Origin of the sequence: Enteroscipio rubneri, assembly GCF_963929405.1 — a bacterium.
Lineage (GTDB): Bacteria > Actinomycetota > Coriobacteriia > Coriobacteriales > Eggerthellaceae > Enteroscipio > Enteroscipio rubneri.
Window position 1 is genome coordinate 1,499,959 of the sequence record NZ_CAWVIN010000003.1, and the last position, 16,253, is coordinate 1,516,211.

Annotated in this window: 16 protein-coding genes; 6 read left to right on the forward strand and 10 right to left on the reverse strand. The window is 61.7% G+C overall.

The features are described from left to right. Positions 1–3: 3 nt before the first annotated feature. The 6 genes from rffA to ABGT83_RS13235 all read right to left on the reverse strand — a co-directional run bounded on the left by rffA (position 4) and on the right by ABGT83_RS13235 (position 7,287). Entirely contained in the window at positions 4–1,149 is a 1,146-nt protein-coding gene (gene rffA / locus ABGT83_RS13210; RefSeq protein WP_346687994.1) for a dTDP-4-amino-4,6-dideoxygalactose transaminase, read from the reverse strand. Next, entirely contained in the window at positions 1,146–3,968 is a 2,823-nt protein-coding gene (locus ABGT83_RS13215; RefSeq protein ID WP_346687995.1) for a YfhO family protein, read from the reverse strand. The genes rffA and ABGT83_RS13215 overlap by 4 nt, the downstream gene beginning before the upstream one ends. A gap of 231 nt (positions 3,969–4,199) precedes the next feature. Then, a complete protein-coding gene (locus tag ABGT83_RS13220; protein ID WP_346687996.1) occupies positions 4,200–5,012 on the reverse strand; it encodes a transglycosylase domain-containing protein in 813 nt (270 codons plus the stop codon). A 252-nt stretch (positions 5,013–5,264) separates the two neighbouring features. Then, a complete protein-coding gene (locus ABGT83_RS13225) occupies positions 5,265–5,966 on the reverse strand; it encodes an ABC-2 transporter permease (RefSeq protein ID WP_103264014.1) in 702 nt (233 codons plus the stop codon). Further along, positions 5,963–6,850 (reverse strand): ABC transporter ATP-binding protein, encoded by an 888-nt coding sequence (locus ABGT83_RS13230; RefSeq protein WP_346687997.1) that lies wholly within the window; start codon positions 6,848–6,850, stop codon positions 5,963–5,965. The genes ABGT83_RS13225 and ABGT83_RS13230 overlap by 4 nt, the downstream gene beginning before the upstream one ends. A gap of 65 nt (positions 6,851–6,915) precedes the next feature. Continuing rightward, positions 6,916–7,287, reverse strand: coding sequence for a GntR family transcriptional regulator (locus ABGT83_RS13235; protein ID WP_103264016.1), 372 nt, complete (start codon positions 7,285–7,287; stop codon positions 6,916–6,918). A 388-nt stretch (positions 7,288–7,675) separates the two neighbouring features. On the opposite strand from ABGT83_RS13235, the gene ABGT83_RS13240 reads away from it, so the two are divergent. Beyond that, positions 7,676–8,038, forward strand: a complete 363-nt coding sequence (locus ABGT83_RS13240; RefSeq protein WP_103264017.1) for an arsenate reductase family protein — start codon at positions 7,676–7,678, stop codon at positions 8,036–8,038. 18 nt (positions 8,039–8,056) lie between these two features. On the opposite strand, the gene dtd is transcribed toward ABGT83_RS13240, so the two are convergent. Next, the gene (gene dtd, locus ABGT83_RS13245; protein ID WP_346687998.1) at positions 8,057–8,503 is read right to left on the reverse strand and encodes a D-aminoacyl-tRNA deacylase; all 447 of its coding nucleotides are present in this window, start codon (positions 8,501–8,503) and stop codon (positions 8,057–8,059) included. Between the two features lie 107 nt (positions 8,504–8,610). Here dtd and bilS point away from each other — a divergent pair, with 107 nt between their 5' ends. The 4 genes from bilS (at position 8,611) to ABGT83_RS13265 (ending at position 10,971) form a co-directional block, all read left to right on the forward strand. Then, positions 8,611–9,126, forward strand: coding sequence for a flavodoxin family protein BilS (gene bilS, locus ABGT83_RS13250; protein ID WP_346687999.1), 516 nt, complete (start codon positions 8,611–8,613; stop codon positions 9,124–9,126). 10 nt (positions 9,127–9,136) lie between these two features. Beyond that, positions 9,137–9,397, forward strand: a complete 261-nt coding sequence (locus ABGT83_RS13255; protein ID WP_103264020.1) for a TfoX/Sxy family protein — start codon at positions 9,137–9,139, stop codon at positions 9,395–9,397. Between the two features lie 153 nt (positions 9,398–9,550). Further along, positions 9,551–10,105, forward strand: coding sequence for a TetR/AcrR family transcriptional regulator (locus ABGT83_RS13260; protein ID WP_346688000.1), 555 nt, complete (start codon positions 9,551–9,553; stop codon positions 10,103–10,105). Between the two features lie 83 nt (positions 10,106–10,188). Next, on the forward strand, positions 10,189–10,971 hold the full coding sequence (locus ABGT83_RS13265) for a 4Fe-4S binding protein (RefSeq protein ID WP_103264022.1): 783 nt from the start codon (positions 10,189–10,191) through the stop codon (positions 10,969–10,971). Between the two features lie 116 nt (positions 10,972–11,087). Here the strand turns inward: ABGT83_RS13265 and ABGT83_RS13270 are convergent, their stop codons facing one another. After that, positions 11,088–12,047 carry a hypothetical protein gene (locus tag ABGT83_RS13270; protein ID WP_346688001.1) on the reverse strand — a complete coding sequence of 320 codons (960 nt, stop codon included), beginning with the start codon at positions 12,045–12,047 and terminating at the stop codon, positions 11,088–11,090. 141 nt (positions 12,048–12,188) lie between these two features. Between ABGT83_RS13270 and ABGT83_RS13275 the strand changes: the two genes are divergently transcribed. Continuing rightward, complete coding sequence (locus ABGT83_RS13275) at positions 12,189–12,998, forward strand: MerR family transcriptional regulator (protein WP_346688002.1); 810 nt, start codon at positions 12,189–12,191, stop codon at positions 12,996–12,998. A 48-nt stretch (positions 12,999–13,046) separates the two neighbouring features. Here the strand turns inward: ABGT83_RS13275 and ABGT83_RS13280 are convergent, their stop codons facing one another. Together ABGT83_RS13280 and ABGT83_RS13285 are read right to left on the reverse strand one after the other, a co-directional pair. Continuing rightward, complete coding sequence (locus tag ABGT83_RS13280; RefSeq protein WP_346688003.1) at positions 13,047–14,558, reverse strand: AAA family ATPase; 1,512 nt, start codon at positions 14,556–14,558, stop codon at positions 13,047–13,049. A 59-nt stretch (positions 14,559–14,617) separates the two neighbouring features. Next, positions 14,618–16,150, reverse strand: coding sequence for a vWA domain-containing protein (locus ABGT83_RS13285; protein WP_103264026.1), 1,533 nt, complete (start codon positions 16,148–16,150; stop codon positions 14,618–14,620). Positions 16,151–16,253 lie beyond the last annotated feature (103 nt).

Consider the following 16,253-nt stretch of genomic DNA (forward strand, 5'->3'; position numbering starts at 1 on the left):
GCGTCAGTCGCACCGTCCTCGGTCGGCGTAAAAGCTTCTGATGGCGGCGATCACACGCGCGCGATCTGCTTCTTCCAGACCGTAGTACAGCGGCAGGCGCACGAGCCGCTCGCTTTCGCGTGTGGTGAACCGATCGATGCCGGAGAAGCGGCCGAACTTCAAGCCGGCGGGCGCAGAATGCAAAGGGACGTAGTGAAACACCGCCTGCACGCCACATGCTCGCAGGTGCGCTATCAGCTCCGTTCGCTCGGCCAGGTTGGCGCACTTGAGAAAGAAGAGATGGGCGTTATGGACGCAGTCGTCTGGCACGACGGGCAGTTCAACCCGCCCTGCCTTGGCGAGCGGGGCAAACGCCTCCCAATAGGCGTTCCAGGTTGCGAGCCGGTTGTCGTTGATGGCATCGGCCTGCTCCAGTTGCGCCCACAGGTAGGCAGCGTTCAGGTCGGCCGGCAGATAGCTGCTTCCGTAATCGACCCACGTATACTTATCGATCTGCCCGCGAAAGAACTTCGAGCGATTCGTGCCCTTCTCGCGCAGAATCTCAGCGGCTTCGTTGAAGCGTTCGTCGCGGATGAGCAGCGCGCCGCCTTCGCCCATGGAATAGTTCTTGGTTTCATGGAAGGAGAAGCAGCCGAAGTGGCCGATGGTTCCCAACGCGCGCCCCTTATACGAGCTCATCACGCCCTGGGCGGCATCTTCGACCACGTAGAGATCGTGGCGAGTCGCGATGTCCATGATGACATCCATGTTGCAGGCGACCCCCGCGTAATGCACGACGAACAAGGCGCGCGTGGAGGGGGTGATGGCGGCTTCAATTTTCGTCTCGTCGATGTTCATTGTGTCGGGGCGGATATCGACAAACACCGGGGTCGCACCGGCCATGATGACGGCATCTGCCGTGGATGAGAACGTGAAGCTGGGCAGGATGACCTCATCGCCCTCGTGCAGGTTGCAGAGGCGTGCCGCCATCTCAAGAGCGGCGGTGCCGCTGGTGGTGAGCAGCACTTTCTGCGCGCCGAATCGATGCTCCATCCACGCGCTGCAGCAATGGGTGAAGGTGCCGTCACCGCATATCTTGTGCTCGTCGACGCATTGTCGCAGATAGTCGAATGCGGTGTCGATACAGGGGGGTATGTTGAAACTGATCATATGGATGCCTTCGCGTCGGGGTGCTGTCTTGTGCGACGGAGCACCTGATAGCCGATGACGACAGCTCCGAGCGCTATCACGCCTGCGCCCGTAGCCAAAGCTCCCGCTTCCAGGCCGGGCGTCATGAACGTCAGCTTCACCTCGTGCTGTCCCGGTTGAAGCTCAAGCGCCATGAACCCGGTGTTCGCTCGTTTGAGCTCGGCTGGCTGGCCGTCGACGGTTGCACTCCACCCCGAAGAAAAGGGGACGCTCAAAAACAGCACCTCTTCTTTGGCTGCATCCACCGAGCAGGTGATCTCGTTCGTGCCGAACCGCAGGTTCTCAACGGGGGTGGTCTCGAGCTCTGAAACGTGGTCGTCGAGCGATGCCATGGGCTGGCAGACGACGCCCAACGTGTCGAACCGGTAGATTCCCGCCTGGTTGAATGTCAGGGTGATGGAGCTTTGCGCTTCGTCTGAGTACCCCATATTCACAAGCCACTCATCTTTCCCGCCGTACATATGCCACGTTTCTACGGAGTTGATGATTTGGCGGGTTGCGGTTCCCTTGTCGGATGCGAGTTTGATGAAATAGTCGGTTGGCGCAGTCCACTCGAGGTTTTGCTTGTACAGCTTTGCTTTCTGGTGCCAGGTCATGGCCGCAAATGTTTCTGCGCTGACTGAATCCAAGGGCGAGACGGGTTCGTAGCTGAGGCCGTCGGCATACAGGTAGGTCTCGCTGTCGGCGAGTCCCTCGAACGTGAGCTGCAACGTTGCACCCGGTGATGTCACGCGAATGGCGCCATCCTCCACCGTGACGCCCGAGCCGGGCGTATAGGATGTTTCGAGTTCGCGCGATTCGAGATTGAGCTGTGCTTCGGGAAGCGTCGAGTCTTCGAGCACGACGCCTTGAAGCAGGCTTTCCTGACGCTGCGCGGGGGAGAGTCCGTCATAGACCGAGCGGGGCACCTGCGCGTCATAGACGAAGGCGAGCGGCAGGGCATGCTCCGCTTCGTACACCTCGTAGTTTTTGTCGACGATCTTGCCGGTTGCCACGGGCTCGTCGTTGCCGTAGCTATAAGGCGGCTGCACCCCTGCGGGAACGAGGAAGTATTTTACGCCCGCCAGCGTGTCCAAGATGGCCCGCGCTCCGGTGTCCCGGTAGGAGAAATTGATATTAGTTTCGGAAACTCCCAGTTCAGTATGGTATGCATCGATGTAGCTATTGTAGAAGCTGTTGTAGAAATCGATGCCGGACAAACCGAGAACCGCGCTGTCATTACGCAGCCGCGCCAGCGTCGAAGGATCTGCGTCGTAGCGCCACGTCCCCTGATCATCCAGGTTGGCCACCAGGATGTTGGGCGATTGCGAAGTCAATCTTTGGTACATAGTTCCCAAAGGCGTCGAGGACTTCCCGATGCCGCCCTCTTCGGGAGACACCAAGTAGAATGCGTTGCAGGCCAGGCCGGCTACGAGACACGCGACGATGCCCATCTGGCGCGTTTGCTCGGACAAGCCCTTTTGGATGACGACCATCAAGGTTGCCGTCAGTACGACGCACGCGGCAACGGTCTGCTCCGTCCGGGCTTGCGGCACGAGGATGGTGAATATGCCGAAGACAAGCGATGCAACCACGAGCGCTTTCGCCTCGCGAGAACCGACCGCAAGCAAGTTCGGAAGCATTTTGGCCACGATAAAACAGACGAGCAGCGCAAACGCCCAAACCCAGCGGTTTGTTGCGTAGTTGAAGCCATTGAGCACGCTTCCGCACACCGGCAGAAACAGTACGACAACCAGAGCTACGAAGCACCATTTCAGCAACCGGTGTTGTTTGCGCTGCGTGAACAACAGTACGCAGGCAAGGAACGCCAAACCGCCAAATCCAATGTAGCAGTCGCTTCCCACGCCCGTCGTGCTCATAAAACCCGCGATAGTCGAAAAGTAGAAATCCGGAGAATACAGTGCAGGCACCGTGACGCCGCCCTCGACAAAGCGCTCGTTACCGAAGAGGCCGACGAGCGCAGGTCCGAGTGATATTCCTGCAATGAGGATGCCGACGCATAAGAAAGCCATAAACCGAAGCGCCCACAGCGCAAAGCATCCGACGCCCATGCGCCCCTTCACGACGATCACGCGCGCCGCGCAGTAGGGGACAAGGAACAGGCAGGCCATATACGAAAAATAATACGAGATGATAAACAGCGCAGCCGCGCTGAGGATGAACACGAAGGGCCGCTCGCCTGCCAAGATCTTCTCAACGCCCAGCAACAGCAAGGGGAATAGCACCATCGGCCAAGCGCCCGCCGGCCAGAACGTCACGGCAAGTGCCGTACCGCAGAGCGCGTACAGTAGGGCCGCAAGGAGGGTGGGGAAGCGTCCGGTGCCGAACCTGAAAGCGAAGAGCGAAAACGCAGCTCCTGCGAGGTAAAGCCTGAACACCACGAGGAACTGGAAGAGGTACTCAGAGTATTGCTCGGGACAGAGCCCTGAAAGCAGGTTTAACGGGTCGAAGATGACATCGAGCGTTGCCAGGATGTCGCTTCCGTAGCCCAGCGTGTAGGACCAGAGCGGCACCTGCCAGCCCTGCCCGGAAAGCAGGTTCGAGAATATCTCTCGCAGCCATTGCCCTTCGTAGACGAAATACGGATAGTACTGCTCAAGTCCGTCGACGCTCCAGACGATGGATCGCCCGTTTGAGGGGTACACGAAAAGGACGATGAAGGCGACAACGATAAAGCTGAGCGTATAACACGCCCAGTATACGCGTCGCTTGCGAGCGGGGTCGTCCCCCCTCGTGCGTACCTTGTTGTATGCGTTCAGGAGCTTCTCTTGAAAGGCCATGCGTACAGAATAGTATCAGTCGACACCAAACGGGCGACAAAACGTAAAACTTTCGACATTTAGCAAGATCGAGTCCTCACAGGCTGTTTGCTTAACCCTCACAGGCTTTGTGATGAGCGGTATCGCCTGGGCCACATCACCATCGCGCCGCTTGAGACGGTGCAGATGTGTTCAAAGATACAGCTGGTGTTGCTTGCGAGATAGGGGCAGGCGTTCGAGCGGCTCCATCCCTCATACGCTGCACGTTCCGCCGATGCGACGAGCTTCGGCGACATCCAGATAATCGCAGGCCACGAGCCTGTCGAGAACCTGCTGCTGCCGTTCGCGAGCAAGGTCTGCTTCTGCCGTCGGCGCATAGGCCGACGGCGCGTTCGGGATGCCGGCGAGCATCGTGGACTCACAGGCGTCGAGTGCGGCCGCATCTTCTCCGAAGTATCCGACGCTCGCCGCACCCACGCCGTACAGGCCGTCGCCGAAGTAGATGGAGTTCACGTACAGCTCGAGGATTTCGCGCTTCGAGAAATGCTGCTCGATGCTCAACGCCATGAGCATTTCGGCGATCTTCCGATCGACGGTTTGTTCTTGGGTGAAGTACTGGTTTTTCGCAAGCTGCTGCGTGATGGTGCTGCCGCCTTCGACGATCGATCCGGCCTGGATATCGTGGACGAGCGCGCGGAGGCAGGCTATTGGGTCGATACCGGGATGCGCGTAGAAGCGATGATCTTCCACGGATACGACGGCTTGTACGTACAGATCGGGCAGTTCGCCGATCGGTGTGAACAGCTCGCTTCCCTCGATGGCGGCGGCCATGTCTTCGAGGCTCGTCTCGGCGAGTGCATCGTGGTACAAAAGGAAGCCGCGCGCTACGAACACGAGCAACACGAGGAGCAGACCGACGAGCGCGGATGCCAAGAGGCGTTTGAGCGCACGCGCCGGATCGAGGTGGCGCTGCCGGACGGGAGCCGCCCGCATGACGCGGGCGGGGCGCGAGCTTCCGATGAACCTTGCCGTGCCTCCTTGATGCGATGTCGTCGCGCGTGCCATAGCATTGCCTTTCTCGAAGCGTTTGCTCTGCTGTCCAGTATGGCAAACGTGTCTTAAGGCAACCTTACCTGCCGCTTGTCCGCAACTTACAATTCTGCAAGAAACACCCGCGCATATGTCCGGGCAGAAGCGAAGGAGAATCCGGTCGGAATTTCAGCAGGCTCGGCCGGAAAAGCGGGCGCGCTGGCGGAAGCACGGGCGGCACAGGGCAAAAGCTGGTGCGGAAAAGGAGCGCGGCGGGCAGACGCACCCTTAGAACTCCCGATGCTCGTAGAGCTTGAGCGAGATCGCGCCGGATACTGCGTAGATGGCACAGGTCGCCACAGCGACGAGCGCCGTCAGCTGGAGCGAGCCTTCAGGCGATTTCACCCAGTTCACGAAATCCAGTACGAATTGCTGCGATGCGAAGCCGGTGAGGTCGGCCACGTATCCCAGGGGTATGAACAGCAGGAAGAGCAGAGGAACGTAGCGCACGGCTTTCGTCATCCCGAAACGTGTTGTCATGGGCAGGATGATGGACAGCATGATCAGCATCATGCCGAGTCCGCCTACGGATACGAGTACGAGCGGCTGCCAGCCGAAGTCGCCCATCATATCCTCGAACGATACGACCTCGGGCAGCACGAGCGAGAGGGCGAACACGATGCCGACAGCCACAAACCCCAGCACCAGGCCGCAGATGGTGAACAGAAGCGCGCTGGCGTAGCGGCCGAGCACGATGTCGGTGCGGGACAAAGGCAGCGTGAGGCGCAGCGACTGCCAATTGTTGCGCTCGTCGAGACTGATGATCGTAAACACGAGCGTGAACGGTATCAGCACCGTGAGCAGCACGAGCGCAGTATACACGTTTCCCATGAAGGTGCCGATGAGTACGGCTACGATCATTCCGGTGACAAGCTGGGAAAGCAGGTATTTCTTGCCGGTGAGCAAGTCGAACATGAGCATGGTTTTCATCGGGTTTCTCCCTTCAGCATGAGCGACATGTAGGTGTCGATTTCGCTGCGCTCGATCGCCACCTGCGGGAAGCGTGCAGCGAACGCTTGACGATCGGGCACGAGCACGGCCGTGCCGTAGGCACTGCGTTCGAAATGCAGAGTGCCTCGTGTGAAAAAGCCGCTGTCGACGATGGCGTCGAACTCGGCCGCGCGGCACTGCGCCACTCCTGCTACGTCGGTGATAGCGTCCTTTTCCACCGAGAACACGATGTTGCCCTCGTCGATGCATACGATGTAGTCGGCGATCTTCTCCAGATCGCTTGTGATGTGGCTGGACATGAGAATGCCGCGCCCATCCTCGTTCATGAACATGCGCAGTGTATCCAGTGCTTCTTCGCGGGCCATGGGGTCGAGGCCGGCAGTGGCCTCGTCGAGGATGAGCAGGTCAGGATCGTGAGCCAGCGCGCACGCCAGCGAAAGCTTCATGCCCATGCCGCGGGATAGATCCTTCACCGCCTTGTCCTCGGGTAGTTGGAATGTTCTGGCGAACGAGCGAAACGAACCGGGATTCCAATTCTCATAGCACTGGGCCATGAGTTTGCCCACGGTCTTCACGGTAAGCTCTTCGGGAAACGAACACGTGTCGAATACCACGCCGATGCGTTGTTTCAGCTCTGCGAGGCGCTTCTGAGGGGCGCCGACGGTCTCCTCGCCGAATAGCGAGACGGTGCCGGCATCGGGCTCGATGAGGCCGAGGACGGCCTTGATAGTGGTGGTCTTGCCGGCGCCGTTGGAGCCGATGAAACCGACGACGCTGCCGGTTGGTACGCTCAGGTTCACGTCTTCGAGATCGAAGCCGTCGTAGTGCTTTTCCAAATTCTGTATGCGCAAAAGATCGCTCATCAGTCGTCACTTTCTTCCGTGGTCGAACGGTCTGGATATCCGGCCTGGCGGGTCGGAATGTCCGATCAGTCCTCCATGAGGAGGTCGAGCATGTCGTGAAGCTCGCTCGGCGCGACGCCCGCGCTGCGGGCCTCGTCCAGCGCGCGCGCCATCAGCTCCTCGATGTGCTTCAGACGCTCTTCGCGCAGAAGCTCCATGTTGCCGCCGGCGACGAAGCTCCCCTTGCCCTGCACCGTCTCGATGAACCCTTGGGCCTCGAGGTCGGCGTAAGCACGCTTCGTGGTGATGACGCTGATGCGCAGGTCGTTCGCCAGCGCGCGCATCGAGGGAAGCTGGGCGCCCTCCGCGAGCGTTCCGCTGAGGATGAGGTTCTTCATCTGGGCGGTTATCTGCTCGTAGATGGGCTTGTCGCTTGCGTTCGAGATGATGATGTCCAACGGTGCTCCTGTTCGGTCTACCCATCGCTGCTTGCTGGCGCCGCTCGCGTCGAACGTGCCCGCCGTGAGGTCCCTGCAGCGTTGGCGCGGTGTGCGAGCATCGCGGCGTCCCGCGGTGCTCGGGTGGTACGTCGCGGCGTCCCGCTTCGCACCGAGAGGGGCCGAGCACGTTCCTCATCCCCTCTGATTCGGGTGGCCACGCACTTTTACCGTGCATGGTGTATATACCCGATATGCACACTATAATCACGATAAGCATTGTGTCAAGGGAAATCCGGATGTTTTTTTGCGGCGATATCGGTGCTGCGGTTTTACAATTCGCGGCTCTACGAAAGAAACGACCGCTCTGGAGATTTGCTAGTATGAGTTCGTGGGAAAGGAGGCTGTCGTGAACGACGTGCTGTTCTTGGAGTATCCAAAGTGCTCCACGTGCAAGAAGGCGAATATGTGGCTCGATGCGCACGACGTGGCGTACGTGAGTCGCCATATCGTTGAGGACAACCCGACTGCCGAGGAGCTGATGGCGTGGCACCAAAAGAGCGGTCTTCCCGTGCGCCGTTTCTTCAATACGAGCGGCGTGCTCTACCGTGAACGCAACGTAAAGGCACTTCTCGATGCGGGGATGCGCGACGAAGAGGCCTGTGCGTTGCTCGCGGAGAACGGGATGTTGGTCAAGCGCCCGATTGTGGTGGGGGAGGACTTCGTGCTCGTGGGCTTCAAAGAGGTCGAGTGGGAGCGGATGCTTCTCTAGCGCTCGACACTGTCGAACCTACAGTTCGACGGTGTCGAGCCACAGTGTGAACGGGCCGTCGTTTACCAGGGACACATCCATATACGCGCCGAAGCGACCTGTTTCCACGTGGCGCGCATCGCGGCGTGCGCGCTCGACAAACCACTCGTAAAGGAGCTTGGCGTCGTCGGGTGAGCCCGCGTCGGTGAACGAAGGACGGTTTCCCCGCTTGCAGCTGGCAAATAGGGTGAACTGCGAGACGACGAGCACCTCGCCTCCCACGTCTGCAAGCGATAGGTTCGTCTTGCCGCTTTCATCTTCGAAGATGCGCAGTCTTCCGATTTTGCTCCAGAGGCGTTCGGCCTGATCTTCGGTATCCTCATGGCCGATGCCGAGGAGGATGACGATCCCCCGCCCGATGCTGCCGACGGTCTCTCCGTCGATGTCCACCTGCGCGCTCGTTACGCGCTGCACCACTGCCCGCATGGAAGACTCCCTTCTCCGTGTGATCGATCGTGCACCAGTATACCGGGGTTTACAGCGAGCGGGGCGGGGCGTATAACGAAGCAGAAGCAACCCGAGAGGAGCGATGTATGACCTACGCCATCGTATATGACAGCAGAACCGGCAATACCGAAGCGCTTGCGCGCGCCGTGGCCGCTGCGTTGCCCGATAAGGGGAGGCTTGCGTTCGGGCGCATCGGCGAAGCGGATGTCGAAGCGGTCGCTGCGGCCGAGCGTGTGTATGTCGGCTTCTGGACGAACCGCGGCGACTGCACCGACGACACGGCCGAACTGTTGTCCTCGTTGGACGGCAAGGAGGTTTTCTTGTTCGGCACGTGCGGCTTCGGTGCCGATGCGACGTACTTCGCAGCTGTGGTTGCCCGCGTGGCCGTGCACGTGCCCGAATCGGCGCGGATCATCGGTACGTTCATGTGCCAAGGCCGCATGCCGGCGAGCGTTCGCGAACGCTACAAGCAGCAGGCAGAGACCAACCCCGCGCAGGAACCGCGTATGCGCCAGCTCATCGAGAATTTCGATGCAGCGCTCGAACATCCCGACGACCACGATCTCGCCTGCTTGCGGGCCCGTGTCGAGGAGACGGCCTGAGGAGGCTTTCATGGCGAACTTGACCGATCTTCCTAACATCGGCCCTTACGCGGCCGAACAGCTTGTCCGGGTGGGAATCGAAACGTCCGAGGATCTGCTGGCGCTCGGTGCCGAACGGGCCTGGCTGAAGGTGCAGACCATCGATCCTGGCGCATGCCTGCATCTGCTGTATGGCCTCGAAGGAGCGGTGCAAGGTATTCCGAAGAAGGAGCTCGATTCCACCCGCAAGCGCGAACTCAAGGAGTTCATGGACGCGAACAAACTTACATAAGGCGCCGGTCGCGATGGCGCGTGCGCGTGCCTATCGCTTTCATAGAAGCAGGTTCGCTTCCGCCCATCGAAGGCTCTCCCTGCTTGTCTCGGCAATCTGCTCGTTGTATAGTGCGCTTGTAATATAACGAGTGTTATACAGGAGAGGACCGGTATGCGGGAGCAGCGGGTTGCCAAGGAGGCGGTGCTCGACGCGGCGCTCGGCATCGTACGCGAGCAGGGCGAAGCAGCTCTGAGCGCGCGGGCGGTGGCGCAGCGGGCGGGATGCTCGGTACAACCCATCTACAGCCTGTTCGGCAACATGGGCGAACTCATGTGCCGGCTTTACGAACACGCCCGCGCATGGGCACAGACGTTTCATCGCGAGCACGCGGGCGATGGGCGCAACCCTTTCGAGTCGCATGGACTTTCGCATCTGCGACTTGCGCGCGAGGAGCGGTTGCTGTTTCATTTCCTGTACCTGTCGCCGCATATGGGGGCGACAGGCTTCGAAGACGTATACGAAAGTGTGGCTGTCGACGGTGTGCAACGATGCGTCGAAAAGTTGGGCGGCCTTTCGCCCGAAGAGGCACGGAAATTGTACCTGCACATGATCGTGTATGTGCATGGCATGGCTGCCATGCTGGCCACAGGGGCCGAATTCGACGATGACGAGCTGTGCGAGCGCATGGACGAGGCGTTTCATGGCCTGCTTGCGTCGGTGAGGTGAGGACGATGGCCGAAGAACCAAGTGCCGGCTTCGAAAAAGAAGCCCAGGGCGAACCATCTGATGGTCCGGAACGGGTATTCCGCATGAGGCGCGAGGAAGCAACGACGCGGGAGACGGTGCGCGAGCGTCGCGAGAGGGGCAGAAAACGTCAGCGCGTGCGGCGCCTCGCGTTGCTCGTATCGTTTCTGCTGTTCCCGATAACCATTTTCTATTTCTCGCCGGTTCTCATCATCGAAGGGGCGCTCGAAGGCGTCGTGGTGGCGAGCGCACTCGTGTTCACGATCCAATTTCTGCTGGCTTTGGTCGTGCGCCGGGCATGGTGCGGCTGGGCGTGTGCGGCGGGCGCGCTGCAAGAATTTGAGGCCGATGCGGTGAGCAAGCGGGCGAACCTCGGGTGGCGTACGTGCATCAAGTATGTCATCTGGGTCCCATGGGTATGCTCTATCGTCGCGTGCGCCTGGATAGCGGGCGGGTTCACGATGGTCGACCCGTTGGCCGGCATACCGGGCGGCGTGTCGATGAACAGCCCGCTCGGTCTGCCTATCTATTTTGGCATCGTGACGCTCTTTTTCGTGCCCAATTTGTTTCTGGGACGACGAGCCATGTGTCATTGCATCTGCTGGATGGCGCCGTTCATGGTTTTGGGAGAGAAGCTGGGTGCAGCGCTGCATCTGCCTCAGCTGAGAATCGAGACCGAACCGGATCGTTGTGTCGGCTGCGGGAAGTGCGAACTTGCCTGTCCGATGAGCTTGCCGGTGGAGTGTCTGCTGCAAGCGGGGACGATCGGCGACGCCGAATGCATCCAGTGCGCCGCCTGCGCTGATGCATGTCCGAAAGATGCGCTCAAGCTGCGGATGGGGAGGTAGCGTCCGAAAAGACGCGCGCAGCGCCGCGGTTCGCTCGTTCTGCCGCTCCGCCGATTGGCGTCCGTTTTGTGAGAAAGGCGATGGCCGACGAGAGCCGGAGCGCCTTCTCCCTGCGGCTAGAGCAGGCGTTCGATCTGTGCAAGCTTGTAGGCGCGCATCGGCAGCGGGTGGCCGCTCTTCGGGAATGCATGCATGCCTCTGATCGGTTCGGGGCTGTCGTGGACGCTGATTCCCGACAAAGTCAGTCCAAGCGTTCTGGCGCGGGAGGCGATGGTTCCTCCGTATGCCGTTACGATTTCGCGTAGCTCTTTCGGATCGCTCGAATAGAGATGGCAGCGATAGCGGGCCGTCCCGCTGCGGGCGGTTTTGCTGAACGAGATCTCGTCGAGCGAGGCTCCTTCCACTCGTTCGAGTACGGCCCATGCCTGCTCGTAATCCTCGAACGCCTGGCAGAACGCGCGCTTGAGAATTTCCAACAGTCTGGACTCGTCTTTGATCTGGTAATCCGTGCCCTCTCGCCCGATCCAGCTGTTCGAAGGGTCGGGCTGCGACGACGGATCGCCCGAGGTCACCGTCATGGCGGTTTTGAATCGCTCGGAGATGCGAGGATCGTCGATCCTGTTGGCAAGCGCAGCGATGTCCTCGTCACTGGTCGCCTCACGCTGCGCAGGCATCTCCTTCCGGTTGCTTCGTGCATGCGAGTGCAGCTTTTCAACGAGTTCTGGAAAGAGATGGCGTTCTTTGGCATCCTTGGTTGCGAAGCGGATGACCAGACTTTGAAAATGGATGCCTTCCTGGGCGAGCATCAAAACCAGCAACTCCCGGCGCGCGTTCAACTCGGAATTTGCGAGTGAGTCATCGACGTACACGCACAGGTTGTATCGATCCTTGTCGCTGCCAGGGCCTTTTCGGGGTGCTTGGTCTTTTTCGAAGAACATGATGTTCGTATGGGCGAGCAGATATTCGGCCGCCTCGGGATTGTCCGCCCAGGCTTTGCGAACGGATTGGGCGTACTTTTCGTTATTCTGTGCAGTGCGAAGGACGGCCGCCAGCTCGGGGCCGAATTCGGCAAGCACGTTCGATGCGCCGGTACCTACGCTTTGCACTCCGCCCTCCTTCATTCAACGGTACGAGCATTGTAGCGAATTCCACCCGCACGCAAAAATCTTTTTCCGAGCGCTTGACCCTCACGTAACGGAAGGGTGTAAGGTGCGAATATGATCGCGATCGAAGGAAGGAGGCAGCTCATGGAACGCGAGCAGGCGGAACACGGCTACACGGTGCACGAACTGGCCGCGTTGTCGGGGTGCACGGTGCGCACGTTGCACCACTATGACGAGCTGGGGCTGGTGCGCGCGCAGCGCGCGGCGAACGGATACCGTCGCTACGGGCCCGCCGAGGTTGACCGGCTGCAGCAGGTGCTGCTGTATCGCGAATGCGATATGCCGCTGGCCGACATCGGGCGACTGCTGGACGACCCTGCGTTCGACGCGCGCGATGCGCTGGCCGGCCATCTGCGCGAGCTGCATGCGCGCAAGGAGCGCCTCGACGGATTGATTGCGAGCGTGGAGAAAACGCTCGCCTGTATGGAAGGTTCAACCAGTATGGAAGACCAGGAAAAATTCGAGGCTTTCAAGCAGGGCCTCGTCGACGAGAACGAGCGCCGGTACGGCGAAGAGGTGCGCGAGCGTTGGGGCGACGACGCCGCCGACGCGAGCAACGCGAAGCTCATGGGCATGAGCGTCGAGCAGTACCGTCGAACGCAGGAGCTGGAGCAGGGCGTCAAGGATGCGCTGCAGGCGGCGATAGAGGCGGGTGATCCGGCGGGCGAGGATGCGCTCCGTGCGGCCGACCTGCACCGCCAGTGGCTGTGCGCCTTCTGGAAAGACGGCACGTACTCCAAGGCCGCGCACCGGGGTATCGCTGAAATGTACGTGGCCGACGACCGCTTCAGGGCCTACTACGAAGTTGTCGCTCCCGGCGCCGCCGAATTCCTCCGCGACGCCATCCGAGCCTACTGCGCGTAAAAGGTCCGCGTCCCTCCGCCGTTCGCGGCGGCGGGGCGCGGACGCAGGCTACTCGTCTTCCGTCAAATCCAAACGGTTGATGCGGTCGATCAGGTCGGAGCCGCGCTCGTAGAACAGCAGGTCCTCGTTGTGGGCGAAGTAGCGCTCGCAGCCGTGGTCGTTGATGAAGGACATGCCGTAGCGGTTGACGGACAGGTCGGTGACGAGCAGCAGCATCTCCTGGCCGCCGCCGAACGCGTCCTCGACGAACCGGAAAGCGCTGTCGAGCGCGCTCGAAGTGTCTGCGATGCGCGCGTCGAGCGCGTCGACCTGCTCGGCGAACAGCTCCTTGACGCGCGAGAACGGCACGCCGCCGCCCGCCGCGTCGCAGCGCAGCGCGCGATCGACCAGCGCGAGCGTGCGCTCGTACGCCACGTACTTCTCGTCCGACAGCAGCCCCGCCTTGCGCTCGGTGGCCAGCCGCGCTTGCAGCGAGGCGGCTTCCTCGCGCAGCGGGGGCAGCGCGTTCGCGTCGTCGCTTTCGAGCGCATCGCGCAGCGCGGCAAGCCTGCCGTGCATGAACTCCACGGCGCGTTCCTCCAGCACGGCGTCGCGTAGGCGGCCGCCGAGGGCGTCGGTGATGAGGCCCATGAGTGAGACGCGCTCGTCGAAGGCAGCCTCGCGGGCGCGGTCGAGCACGCCCGGCTCGGCCTCGCCGGCCAGGATGCGGTCGATCTGGTAGTCGGCGCGGTACTTCGTGAACAGGTCGTAGTACACGCTGAAGCGCTTCGCGATTTCGGCGTTCTGCACGTATTGGCCGATCAACAACTCGTCAACGGGGATGCCCCGTTCCTCATACAGCTTCATCATGGCCGACAGGTCGTCCCAGCCGCGCGCGGTGACGAACGACTTGCCGTCCACGGTGGTCTCCACGCGGTAGAAGTGGTCGCGTTCGATGTCGAGGTAGGTGAGCACGGCGGGATGCACACCCGTCTCCACGGCGAAGTCGCGCCAGGCGGCGAAGTCGGGCTCCACGTCGATGCGCTTGAGGCGGTCCCATGTGGCGATGTCGAAATCGTGCGCCGTGCGGTTGTACTCGGGCGGGTTACCGGCCGTCACCACGATCCAGCCGTCCGGCACGCGATGGCGTCCGAAGATCTTGTACTGCAAGAACTGCAGCATCGCAGGCGTCAGCGTTTCCGACACGCAGTTGATCTCGTCGAGGAACAGGATGCCCTCGCGCTTGCCGGTGGCCTCCATGGAATCGTACACGGCGGCGATGATCTCGCTCATCGTGTACTCGGACACGTCGTACTCCACGCCGTCGTAGGTCTTCTTCGCGATGAAGGGCAGGCCGAGCGCGCTTTGGCGCGTGTGGTGCGTCATCGAGTACGACACGAACCCCACGTCGAGGTCCTGCGCGATCTGCTCCATGATGGCCGTCTTGCCGATGCCGGGCGCGCCCAGCAGGAACACGGGGCGCTGTCGCTCGGTGGGGAGGCGGTAGGTGCCGAACTCGTCCTTCGAGAAGTAGGCGACCATCGCGTTTTTGATCTGCTGCTTGGCTTGCTGGATGTCCATGCGGTGCTTCCTTTCCAAAATGTCCCAAATGGGGACAGTCCCCATTTGGGACATGTTCCTCAGTCGTTCAGGATGACGGTTTCGCCGAGCTCCACCTTCATGGCCCACGCGGGAACGTGCGGGCTGGCGGCGGCGGATGCGTCGTCGACGAAGACGAACGCGGTATCGTAGTCGGGCTTGCGGGTCGGGTAGGTGCCCTGGCCGTCGGTGAAGTAGATGAGGCCGCCCAGGTTCGTGAGGTCGCCGCGCTCCACGGCGTCGTCGACGTAGGCGAACACGGGGCGGAAGTCGGTGCCTCCCAGCCCCTTGATCTCGAGATCGTCCAGGTAGTCGTCCAGATCACGCAGGTTCGCGATGCGGGCGACGTCCGTGATGGCGGCGTCGCACTGCATGATGAGCACGTTCATGTCGGCGAAGAAGCTCGTTTCCTGCTCGAGGATGGCATACGTCTTCTCGATGAAGTGGCGCACGAGGCCGTCCTTCGTTGAGGCCGACGTGTCGATGGCGATGACGAAGTCGCGGATGCGCTTCTCCTCCACGTACTCGAGCGGCTCGATGAGCGGCAGGTTTCCGTAGCGCTCCAAGCCGTAACAGTAGTAGACGTAGTCGAACTCGTCGTCGTTCACGCGGATCTGCTCGCCCATGCGGGCGAACTTGCGCAGGAATTCGCGGTAGTCCTGCTTCTCGCGCGTGACGGCGCGCAGGTTCATGGCGAGGTTCGCGCCTTTGACGCCCCAGAGCTTGGCGTAGGCGTCCAGCTGCACGCCCATCTCGAGCGCGGCGTTCTTCCATTGTTCGCGCGAGCGGTCGAGGTTCACGGTGTCGGCGAACCGCTCGCCCACGGAGGGCTTGGCGTTCTCGGGCGCTTCCTTCTGCGTTATGTCGTCCGGGTCCATGCCGCGGTGCGAGGCGTGGCTGCGCTTGGCGCTGGCGGCGTCCGGCGGCAGCTCGGCATCGGTGCCGCTCTCGGCGGGCCCGGACGCGGGCGCCGTGGACGAGCCGTCCTCCTGCTCCTCGGCGCGCCGGCCCTCCTCGGAGACGTCGCCCTCGCCCTCGGCGGCCATCAGGCGGTACCAGGGATCGTGGTCGTCCACGTAGAAGGGAGCGCGCAGCTCGGCCAGCTCGGAGGCGTCCAGGCCCTCGTCCTGCAAATAGCGGTACACCGTCTCGGCGGTGGCCAACGGCAATGCCGCGTCGATGCGGGCGAGCGCGGCCTGCTGTCGCGTGGCGCGCGCGGTGCGGGTGGCGGGCAGGTCGAGCTCGGCGATGGTGCGCTCCGCGACGATGTCGCAGGCCGCGTCCCAGCGCGCCGCGTCGACATGCGGCCCGGGATAGAGGTGGAGGAACACGTTGTGCAGCACGATGTGAAGGTAGGCGCGGGTGAGCTCGGTCGGCTCGGCAGCGTAAAGGCGTGCGAGCGAGGCGGGATCGTAGCGGAGGTGCGCGCCGTCGGTGGCGAGCGTGGAGCCCGCGACGGGGAAGGGATGCAGGCGCGCGAACGCGGCGTTCATGAAGCGCAGGTTCACGAGCAGTGCGTTTTTCGCGAGGTCGAGGGCTTGGCGGGCAAGCGGACCTGCGGCATCGGACGCCATGGGGCCTCCTTCGACGGCGTTGCATGCTGCGGCGAGCGGCATGCTCGTTGCATGTGCGCGCGGCGCGCGTCGGCTTAACGCTTGCCATCGCTGCCACGCGCAG

Bases quoted from the DNA above. Each gene is read 5' to 3' on its own strand.
- ABGT83_RS13265 (WP_103264022.1), top strand. From the start codon at position 10,189: ATGAGGCGCGAGGAAGCAACGACGCGGGAGACGGTGCGCGAGCGTCGC.
- ABGT83_RS13275 (WP_346688002.1), top strand. From the start codon at position 12,189: ATGATCGCGATCGAAGGAAGGAGGCAGCTCATGGAACGCGAGCAGGCG.
- ABGT83_RS13220 (WP_346687996.1), bottom strand. From the start codon at position 5,012: ATGGCACGCGCGACGACATCGCATCAAGGAGGCACGGCAAGGTTCATC.
- ABGT83_RS13260 (WP_346688000.1), top strand. From the start codon at position 9,551: ATGCGGGAGCAGCGGGTTGCCAAGGAGGCGGTGCTCGACGCGGCGCTC.
- rffA (WP_346687994.1), bottom strand. From the start codon at position 1,149: ATGATCAGTTTCAACATACCCCCCTGTATCGACACCGCATTCGACTAT.
- ABGT83_RS13280 (WP_346688003.1), bottom strand. From the start codon at position 14,558: ATGGACATCCAGCAAGCCAAGCAGCAGATCAAAAACGCGATGGTCGCC.
- bilS (WP_346687999.1), top strand. From the start codon at position 8,611: ATGACCTACGCCATCGTATATGACAGCAGAACCGGCAATACCGAAGCG.
- ABGT83_RS13285 (WP_103264026.1), bottom strand. From the start codon at position 16,150: ATGGCGTCCGATGCCGCAGGTCCGCTTGCCCGCCAAGCCCTCGACCTC.
- ABGT83_RS13215 (WP_346687995.1), bottom strand. From the start codon at position 3,968: ATGGCCTTTCAAGAGAAGCTCCTGAACGCATACAACAAGGTACGCACG.
- ABGT83_RS13230 (WP_346687997.1), bottom strand. From the start codon at position 6,850: ATGAGCGATCTTTTGCGCATACAGAATTTGGAAAAGCACTACGACGGC.
- dtd (WP_346687998.1), bottom strand. From the start codon at position 8,503: ATGCGGGCAGTGGTGCAGCGCGTAACGAGCGCGCAGGTGGACATCGAC.
- ABGT83_RS13255 (WP_103264020.1), top strand. From the start codon at position 9,137: ATGGCGAACTTGACCGATCTTCCTAACATCGGCCCTTACGCGGCCGAA.
- ABGT83_RS13225 (WP_103264014.1), bottom strand. From the start codon at position 5,966: ATGAAAACCATGCTCATGTTCGACTTGCTCACCGGCAAGAAATACCTG.